This window comes from Kitasatospora sp. NPDC036934, assembly GCF_055608425.1.
Genome location: NZ_JBVJQR010000064.1, coordinates 1 through 8,611 on the forward strand (window position 1 = coordinate 1; position 8,611 = coordinate 8,611).

Here is an 8,611-nt window from a genome sequence, read left to right on the forward strand (position 1 = left end):
TCAAACGCGCCCAACACCGCGACTGGCCACCACCGCTCCCGGCCGTCATCACGATCACCAGCAGAGCCGCCACAACCTAAGTCACCGGCATTGGCCCTAGACTCGACGGCATGGTGAGGACTCCGCTGACCCCGTGGGAGCGCGAGCGCGGGGAGCGCTTCGGGGTGCTGCTGCGTGAGGCGCGTGGTGGGCGCAGCATGGTCGAGGTGGCGGCGGTGGCCGGTGTCTCGGCGGAGACGCTGCGGAAGATCGAGACGGGGCGGGCGCCGACCCCGTCGTTCTTCACCATCGCGGCGCTGGCGTTCGCGCTCGACCTCTCCCTCGACGAGCTGGCCGCCGCGTGTGCGCTGCCGGAGGACGGCGCGGCGCTCTCGGCGTGACGGCGACGGCCCGCCCGGCGCGTGCTGCGCCGGCGGGCCGTCGTCCGTCGAGGGGTGGTCCGGTCAGCCGACCGAGCTGGTGTAGCTCTCGATCGCGGGCTGGAGTTCCTTGGCCGCGTCGGCCAGGGCCTGCTGGGCGGACTTGCTGCCGGCGATGGTCTGCTCGATGGCGGTCTCCACGCCCTTGCGGGCCTGCGGCATCACACCGAGCAGGCAGCCGGCGGTGGCCGGGGTGGGCTTGGTGGCCTTCAGCTGGTCGACGGCCGTCTGGAACTGCGGGTACTTGCCCACCCACTCCTTGTCCTTGGGGTCGTCAAGCGACTTCGTGTTGACCGGGAAGTAACCCGTCCCGGTGTGCCAGACGGCCTGCTGCTCGGGTCCGGTGAGGAACTTCTCGAACTCCCAGGCGGCGCGCTTCTCGGCGTCCGAGTGGCCGGGGCCGCTGATCCACAGCGAGGCGCCGCCGATGATCGGGCCGCCCTGGTCGGCGGCGCTGACCTTCGGGAAGGCCGCGGTGCCGACGCCGAACTTGGCGGCCTCGGTGTAGCCGCGCAGGACGCCGGTGGACTCCAGGTGCATCGCGACCGTGCCGGCCTTGAAGGCGGCCTGGGCGTCATCGGTGACCCGGCCGGTGTTGGCCGCGTAGCCGCCCTTGACCAGATCGGCCCACCACTGCACGATCTGCGCGCCCTGGGCGGAGTCGAACACGACCTTGGACGCCTTGTCGCTGCGGCCGTTGTCGCCGTCGCAGTACATGGTGCCGGACTCGGCGAGCAGCTCCTCGACGAACCAGCCGTAGATGGCGGCGCCGAAGCCGTAGCGGACGGTCTTGCCGTCGGCGTCCTTCTTGGTCAGCTTCTTGGCCAGGTCGGCCAGCTCGTTGAGGTCCTTGGGCGGCTGCGCCGGGTCGAGGCCGGCCTCCTTGAAGGCGTCGGTGTTCAGGTAGAGCAGCGGCATCGAGGAGTTGAACGGCATCGAGACGAGCTTGCCCTTGGCCGAGTAGTAGTTGCGGATGTTGGGGTCGAGGTCGGCCAGCGAGTAGCCGTCCTTGTCGACGAAGGCCTGGGCGGGGACGGTCTGCTTGGAGTCGATCATGAAGCGGGTGCCGATGTCGTAGACCTGCACCAGGGCGGGCGTGCCCTTCTGCTGCACCGCGGCCTTGTACTTGGTGACCAGCTCGTCGTACTTGCCCTGGAACTGCGCCTTGACCTCGATCTTGCCCTGGTGGGCCGCGTTGAAGTCCTTGACCAGCCCGTTCAGCACATCGGCGTTCTTGCCGGTCATCGAGTGCCAGAACTCGACGGTGGTGACGCCGGAGGCCTGGTCGAGCGCCTGGGCACCGGGCGCGCCGGCGTCGGCGGAGCCACCGGATCCGGAGCCGGAGCCGCTGGAGCTGCAGGCGGTCAGGGACAGGCCGGCCACCAGCAGGGCCGCGAGCGCGCGTGCACTCTTCTTCACGAGGTTCTCTTTCTTTCCGGTCGGGCATCGGGAACGTGTCGGGAACGTACGGCGGGTTCAGCGGACGGCGGGTTCAGCGGCCAGCACGGCGGCCGGCTCAGCGGACGGCGCCCGCGGTCAGGCCGCGGACGATGAAGCGCTGCCCGAAGACCACCAGGGCGAGGGTGGGCAGCAGCGAGAGCACCACGCCGGCCAGGATCAGGCCGGGGTCGGCCATCTCGGAGTCGCGCAGCGAGGTCAGACCGATCTGCAGGGTCTGCATGTCGGCGGTGCGGATGATGATGAGCGGCCAGAAGTACTGGTTCCAGGCCGACAGGAAGACGTAGATCGACAGTGCCGCCAGGGCCGGCTTGTTGAGCGGGACGACGATCCGCCACAGGAAGCGCCAGTGGCCCGCGCCGTCGATCCGGGCCGCGTCGCGCAGTTCGCCGGGCAGCTGCCGGAAGGCCTGGCGCAGCATGAAGGTGCCGAAGCCGGAGGCCAGGAACGGCAGGACGAGGCCGAAGTAGGTGTTGCCGAGCCCCCAGTCCGACAGCGTCAGGTAGTTGGGGATGATGATGGCCTCCCACGGGACCATCAGCGTGGCCAGGAACACCGCGAACACCACCGCGCGCGCCTTCAGCGGCAGGAAGACGAAGGCGTACGCGGCCAGGATCGAGGTGACCAACTGGGCGAGGGTGATGGCGGTCGCGGTGATCGCCGAGTTGGCGTACTGCCGGAACAGCGGGATGGTGTCCACCGCGCCGGAGAAGTTCCGCCCGGTGACCGAGTGCGGCACCAACGCGGGCGGGTAGGAGGCGAGTTCGGACGGATCCATGAAGGCTCCGACGACCGCGTAGTACACCGGGAAGGCCACCGTGACCACGGCGACGGCGAGCAGCAGGTAGACGGCGGCGCGGCCGAGCAGGTCGCGCGGGGAGCGCCCGGCGAGGGCGCGGGGGCGGGGGCGCGGGCTGGAGGCGCCGGCCTCGGGCCGGGCGTCGGCGGTCGTGGTGGTCGAGCTCATGCGTAGTGCACCTTCCGCTCCAGGACGCCGAACTGGACGGCCGTGCAGGCGAGGACGACCACCAGCAGCACCACGGCCTGGGCGCTCGCCGTGCCGAAGTCGCTGGAGCCGTAGGCGAAGGCCTTCTCGTAGACGGAGTAGACCAGCGTCCGGGTGGAGCCGTCCGGCCCGCCCTTGGTGAGGATGTGGATCTGGCCGAAACTCTGCAGGGCGTGGACGGTGGAGACCACCGTCAGGAAGAACAGGTTCGGGCCGAGCATCGGGACGGTGATCGAGCGGGCCAGCCGCAGTCCGGAGGCCCCGTCGATCCGGGCCGCCTCGACCACCTCACCGGGGATCGAGCCGATGCCCGCGGAGAGCACCAGCACGTTGTAGCCGAGGTTCATCCAGACCGTGGTCAGGGCCACCGAGAGCAGCGCGTACCGGGAGTCGGTGAGCCAGCCGACCGGCCCCAGGCCGACGTGCGACAGCAGCCCGTTGAGCACCCCGCTGGCCGGGTTGAAGAACACTGCGAACACCACCGAGGCGCTGGCCACGGAGAAGGCGAAGGGCAGCGCGAAGGCGGAGCGCAGCAGCCGTACGCCCCGGATCCGGTTCTCCAGGAGCAGCACCAGCACCAGCGCGCCGAGCACCCCCGGCACCACGGTGAGCAGGGTGAACAGCGCGGTGGTGACCAGCGTCCGGCCGAAGTCGGCCGAGGACAGCAGGTCGGTGTAGTGCTTGAACCCGACGTAGCGGGAGGGCGCGCCGAAGAGGTCGTTGGCGTGCCCGCTCAGGTAGATCGTCCGCCCCAGCGGATAGCCGATGAACAGGACGAACACCACCAGGGAGGGCAGCAGGAAGGCCCAGGCGAGGCCGTGCTCACCCCAGCGGCTTCGACGGCCCGGGAGGGGCACGGGGTGCGGTGCGGTCGGCATTGCTGGCGCGTCCGCCTTTCGTGTGTCGGTTCCGGCCGAAACCGTTTCTTGCCCGAACGACGGTGCGGGAACCCCTCGGTGATCAACCGGTGTCGGCGGGATTACGCGTTCGCGTCAGGTTCGGCCGGTCGTCCGTGCAAGCACGTCCACCGCCACGGCGACGGCCTGTCAGCGGGGTGTCGTACGGTGCGACGGTGGACGACACCGACTTCGACATGCGGGCCGCGATGGCCGCGACACCGGGCGGCCGCGACGGCGCCTGGGCCCTCGTCCGGGGCTTCGCCGCGTACTGGGGCGCGCCGCTGGGGCCGCAGGACGGCTTCACCGACGCCGAGCTGCACGCGGCGGAGCAGCGGCTGGGGCTGCGACTGCCGACCGCACTGCGCGAGGCGTACCGGTTGTTCGGGCGCCGGGCCGACCTCACCAGCTCCCAGGACGTGCTGCTGTCGCCGGACGAGCTCCACGTTCTGGACGGCGCGTTGGTCTACCGGGCGGAGAACCAGGGCTGCGCCCACTGGGGCGTGCTGCTCGGCGACCTGGCGCAGGCCGACCCGCCGACGGTGGGCCGGGCGGACCTCGCGGACAAGTCGCTGGAGCGGTGGGAGCCCTGGGAGGAGCGCTTCTCGACGGCGGCGGCGGTGATGGCGATGAGCGAGAAGCTGCTGGAGGACGACGAGTTGACCGACTTCCTCGATTCCGATGTCGAACTCCCGGACGTTTTCAGGGAGTTGCCTGCCCTCGGCCGGGAGTGCCGCTGGTACCAGGGCCCGGACGTCCTGGTCCAGGCCGTCAGGGACGCCTGGATCGCGGTCCGGGCACGGACTCCGGAAGCGCTCGACGAGCTCTACGGAGCCGTGCCCGGGGGCTGGTTGAACGGCTGAGCCGCGCCGGTCAGGCCGTGACGCCGCCGTCCAGCACCAGGTCCGCGCCGACGGTGTAGCCCGCCTCCGGCGAGGCCAGGTACAGCACGGCGGCGGCGATCTCGGCGACCGCTCCGGACCGGCCGACCGGCACCTCGGACTTCATCCGGTCGCTCTTGTCGGCGTCGCTCTCGCCGGGCCGGGTCGACATCGGGGTGTCCACCGGGCCCGGGCTGACGGAATTGATCCGCACGCCCTCGCCGATGTGGTCCCGGGCGGCGGAGCGGGTGAGCACGGTGACGGCGGCCTTGCTGGCCGAGTAGGCGCCGACGCCCTCGAGCCGCTTGTGGACGCCCAGGTTGGACGAGACGTTGACGATGGCGCCGCCGCCGTGGGCCCGCATGTGGCCGATCTGGTGCTTCATCGCCAGCAGGGTGCCGGTCACGTTGATCTCGAACACCCGCCGGAAGTCGTCCTCGTCGATCTCGGCGACCGGCCCGGCCGCGCCGAACACCCCGGCGTTGTTGACGGCGACGTCGAGCCCGCCGAACTGCTCGACGGTCTCCCGGACCAGCCGGGCGGCGTCCGCGCTGTTCGTCACGTCGCCGGTCAGCGCGACGGCCTTGCCGCCGGCCCGCTCGATCAGCTCGACGGTCTCGGCCAGCGGGCCGACGCTGCGCCCGGCGACCGCGACCCGGGCGCCCTCCTGGGCGAAGGCGAGCGCGATGCCCCGCCCGATGCCGCTGCCGCCGCCGGTGACCAGGACGGACTTGTCGGCGAAACGCGTGCTCATGAGGTGAACTCCTTGATCTGGGTGGTGTGTTCGGGTGCGGTGGTGATGGTCTTGGCGGTGAGGGCCTTGGTGGTGCCGGGCCCGGTGGGCTCGCTCCGCGGCAGTGCGGCGACCGCGAGGGCGGTCAGCGCCAGTCCGGCGGCGGCCGCGGCGAAGGCCGCCGCGTAGCCGCCGACGACGGTCGGGCGGGTGGCGGCGAGCGCCATCAGGGCGGCCAGCCCGGCGGTGGGGCCGAGTTCCATGGCGGTGTTGAAGACGCCCGCGGCCAGGCCGGTCCGTTCGGGTGCCACGCCGCCGGTGGCGAGCACGGCCGCCCCCGCGAAGGACGCGGCAGCTCCGGCGGGCAGCAGGAGCAGTGCGGGCAGCAGCCCGGTGGCGTAGGGGCTGCCGGGGTCGAGCCCGGCCAGCAGGGCGAGTCCGACGCCCTCCAGTGCGAGGCCGGCGGCGGTGACCGGCACCGGCCCGTACCGGGCGATCAGCGGCGCGGCCGCCCGGCCGGCGAGCACCAGGGCGACGGCGTACGGCAGGAAGGCGGCGGAGGTGTCGGCGGCGCTCCAGTCGCGCAGTTGCTGGAGGTAGAGCGAGAGCAGGACGAAGGCCAGGGCGGTGCCGGCGGAGGTCGCCGTCACGGCGGCCAGTGCGGTGGCCCGGCGCCGGTCGGCGAGGAAGCCGGGTGGCAGCAGGGGGTCGGCGGTGCGGCGTTCGGCGCCGACGAAGGCGAGCAGCAGGAGCAGTCCGACGGCCAGTGGGGCGAGCACTCCGGCGGTGTGCCAGCCGTGGTCGGTGGAGGCCACCAGGGCGTAACTCGCCGCGCAGAGACCGGCGGTGGCGAGGGCGGCGCCGCGCAGGTCGAGTGCCGGGCGGGGGCCGGCGGGTGCGGGGGCGGGCAGTGCGCCGGAGCGGGCGAGGCCGGCCAGGGCGACCAGGGCGGGGACCGCGAACAGCCAGCGCCAGGAGACCACGGCGGTGACCGGGCCCGACACCACGCTGCCGGCGGTCGCGCCGAGCACCGAGACGCCGCCCCAGGTGGCCATCGCCCGCCGGTACGCGGCGGGTCGGGGGTACAGTCGGCGGACCACCGCGACCGCCGCCGGGGCGATGAGCGCCGCGCCGACGCCCTGGACGAACCGGCCGGCCAGCAGGACGGGGTAGTCGGGCGCGAGGGCGCAGGCCAGCGAGGCTGCGGCAAGCAGCGCCAGGCCCCACCGGAGCATCCGGCGGCCGCCGTAGCGGTCCGTCAGTCGCCCGCCGAGCAGCAGCAGCGCGGCGAAGGAGAGTCCGTACCCGGCGCTGAGCAGCAACTCCTCGGACGGGCCGAGCCCGAGCTCCCGGGCGACCAGGGGCAGTGGCACGGTGAGGATCATGATGGTGAAGATCAGTACTGCCTGGACGACGCCGAGCAGCGCGAAGCTGGACCGGGTCGTCGGCGCGGTGACGCTCATGGAAACTCCCCCCATACCAAATTTTCAAGAACGATCGATCCAGAAACGGGGCAGCACTCGACACCGGTCGACCCGGCCGGAGGTCAGTCCAGCAGCACCAGCGCCTGCTCGGCGGCGTCCCGCACCCGGGGTGCGCCGTCGGCGGTCTTGCCCACCACCCGGATGCCCTGCAGCAGCACCACCAGCATCCGGGCCAGCGCCCGCGGCTCCCGCCCCGCGGGCAGTTCGCCCTGGGCGTCGGCGCGCAGCAGTGCGGCGGTCAGCGCCGTCTCCAGGTGGCCGTAGCTGACCTCCACCCGGCGGGCCGCCGCCGCGTCGTGCGGGGCGAGTTCGACGGCCGTGTTGGTGATGAAGCAGCCGCGCTTGCGGTCTTCGTCCCCCATCGACGCGTAGCGGCGCACCAGGGCACGGACGGCCGGCAGCACCGGACCGGACTGGGACAGCTCGGCCAGCAGACCCGGGTCGTGCTGCTCGTTGTAGCGCTCCAGCGCGCGCAGGTAGAGCTCGTGCTTGCTGCCGAAGGTGGCGTAGATGCTTGCCCTCGCGATGCCCAGCCCTTCGACCAGGTCGGCCATCGAGGTGGCCTCGTAGCCGCGCCGCCAGAACAGTTCGAGGGCTGCCTGGAGCGCCGCGTCCGGGTCGAATTCCTTGGTTCGCGCCATGACGGGAACGCTAGCCCTTTCCAGACCGATCGGTCAAGAAAGACTGACGAGCCATCCGGACCGACCCCTGACGGAGCATTGCCAAGTGGACTAGACCAAAGCTAGCGTTACCGCCCCCATCCCTCCTCCCCCACAGGAGGCGCACCGGCATGCCCGCACACTTTCCCCCCACCCCCCGCCAGGCCGTCGAGGCCGCCCGCCCGCTCGTGCTGACGGTCTTCCGGATCGTCGTCGGCCTGCTCTTCTCCTGCCACGGCGCCGCCTCGCTCTTCGGCGTCCTCGGCGGCGCCAAGGGCGGCGGCAGCCTCCCGCTCGGCCAGTGGCCGGGCTGGTGGGCCGCACTGATCCAACTGCTCGGCGGCGCCCTGGTGTTACTCGGCATCGGCACCAGGACGGCCGCCCTGCTCTGCTCCGGCTCGATGGCCTACGCCTACTTCACCGTCCACCAGGAACAGGCCCTGCTACCGCTGCAGAACGGGGGCGAGCCCTCGGTGATGTTCTGCTGGGCGTTCCTGGCCATCGCGGTGCTCGGCTCCGGCCCGTACTCGCTGGACCGGCTGCTCGCCACCCGCCGGCCGGCGGCCGCCGAACCCGGCCCCCGGCCGCCCACGACCGGCTGACCCCCGCGGCCGGACTCAGCCCTCGGTCAAGTACCGCTCCACCGTGGCGACCTTGGCGGTGAGGCCGTCGGTGACCCCGGCCCGGTCGTCGATCTTGATGACCGTGCTGACCCGGTTGCTGTGGGCCTTCACCGCCTCGATCGCCGCCCTGATCACCGGCATCACCTCGTCCCACTCCCCCTCGATGCTGGTGAACATGGCGTCCGTACGGTTCGGCAGACCGCTCGCCCGGACCACCCGGACGGCCTCGGCCACCACCTCCCCCACGTCCTCGCCGATCCCCAGCGGGGTCACCGAAAAAGCTGCGATCACGGTTCCACACCTTTCTGACGTCCGATGACGCCTGGTCACGGCCCCGAGTGCTCGGGGCCGTGACCAGGCTAGTGCTCTGACCGCAAAGGTTCGCCGGGTTGGTGATGCAGGTGCCCATGCCGGTTGGATGTCGACCAACATCCAACCGGCATGGGGAGGCA

At 72.0% G+C, this 8,611-nt stretch carries 10 protein-coding genes; 3 read left to right on the forward strand and 7 right to left on the reverse strand.

Annotated elements, in window-relative coordinates; translation table 11 throughout:
* The first annotated feature begins 110 nt into the window (after positions 1-110).
* The gene (locus tag ACZ7BZ_RS38045; RefSeq protein ID WP_380458807.1) at positions 111-380 is read left to right on the forward strand and encodes a helix-turn-helix domain-containing protein; all 270 of its coding nucleotides are present in this window, start codon (positions 111-113) and stop codon (positions 378-380) included.
* Between the two features lie 63 nt (positions 381-443).
* Here the strand turns inward: ACZ7BZ_RS38045 and ACZ7BZ_RS38050 are convergent, their stop codons facing one another.
* The 3 genes from ACZ7BZ_RS38050 to ACZ7BZ_RS38060 form a co-directional block, all read right to left on the reverse strand.
* A complete protein-coding gene (locus ACZ7BZ_RS38050; protein WP_470362378.1) occupies positions 444-1,838 on the reverse strand; it encodes an ABC transporter substrate-binding protein in 1,395 nt (464 codons plus the stop codon).
* Between the two features lie 97 nt (positions 1,839-1,935).
* Positions 1,936-2,844, reverse strand: a complete 909-nt coding sequence (locus ACZ7BZ_RS38055) for a carbohydrate ABC transporter permease (RefSeq protein ID WP_470362379.1) — start codon at positions 2,842-2,844, stop codon at positions 1,936-1,938.
* A complete protein-coding gene (locus tag ACZ7BZ_RS38060; RefSeq protein WP_380463746.1) occupies positions 2,841-3,761 on the reverse strand; it encodes a carbohydrate ABC transporter permease in 921 nt (306 codons plus the stop codon). The genes ACZ7BZ_RS38055 and ACZ7BZ_RS38060 overlap by 4 nt, the downstream gene beginning before the upstream one ends.
* Before the next feature lie 194 nt (positions 3,762-3,955).
* Between ACZ7BZ_RS38060 and ACZ7BZ_RS38065 the strand changes: the two genes are divergently transcribed.
* Positions 3,956-4,642 carry an SMI1/KNR4 family protein gene (locus ACZ7BZ_RS38065; RefSeq protein ID WP_470362380.1) on the forward strand — a complete coding sequence of 229 codons (687 nt, stop codon included), beginning with the start codon at positions 3,956-3,958 and terminating at the stop codon, positions 4,640-4,642.
* Between the two features lie 10 nt (positions 4,643-4,652).
* On the opposite strand, the gene ACZ7BZ_RS38070 is transcribed toward ACZ7BZ_RS38065, so the two are convergent.
* The 3 genes from ACZ7BZ_RS38070 to ACZ7BZ_RS38080 form a co-directional block, all read right to left on the reverse strand.
* Positions 4,653-5,414 (reverse strand): SDR family NAD(P)-dependent oxidoreductase, encoded by a 762-nt coding sequence (locus ACZ7BZ_RS38070; RefSeq protein ID WP_380463742.1) that lies wholly within the window; start codon positions 5,412-5,414, stop codon positions 4,653-4,655.
* Positions 5,411-6,856, reverse strand: coding sequence for an MFS transporter (locus ACZ7BZ_RS38075; RefSeq protein ID WP_470362381.1), 1,446 nt, complete (start codon positions 6,854-6,856; stop codon positions 5,411-5,413). Before ACZ7BZ_RS38075 ends, ACZ7BZ_RS38070 begins: the two co-directional genes overlap by 4 nt.
* Positions 6,857-6,939: 83 nt before the next feature.
* Positions 6,940-7,518: a TetR/AcrR family transcriptional regulator gene (locus ACZ7BZ_RS38080; protein WP_470362382.1), complete on the reverse strand. Its 579-nt coding sequence runs from the start codon at positions 7,516-7,518 to the stop codon at positions 6,940-6,942.
* A gap of 149 nt (positions 7,519-7,667) precedes the next feature.
* Between ACZ7BZ_RS38080 and ACZ7BZ_RS38085 the strand changes: the two genes are divergently transcribed.
* Positions 7,668-8,138 (forward strand): DoxX family protein, encoded by a 471-nt coding sequence (locus ACZ7BZ_RS38085; RefSeq protein WP_470362383.1) that lies wholly within the window; start codon positions 7,668-7,670, stop codon positions 8,136-8,138.
* A gap of 15 nt (positions 8,139-8,153) precedes the next feature.
* On the opposite strand, the gene ACZ7BZ_RS38090 is transcribed toward ACZ7BZ_RS38085, so the two are convergent.
* On the reverse strand, positions 8,154-8,450 hold the full coding sequence (locus ACZ7BZ_RS38090; RefSeq protein ID WP_470362384.1) for an MTH1187 family thiamine-binding protein: 297 nt from the start codon (positions 8,448-8,450) through the stop codon (positions 8,154-8,156).
* Between the last annotated feature and the right edge of the window lie 161 nt (positions 8,451-8,611).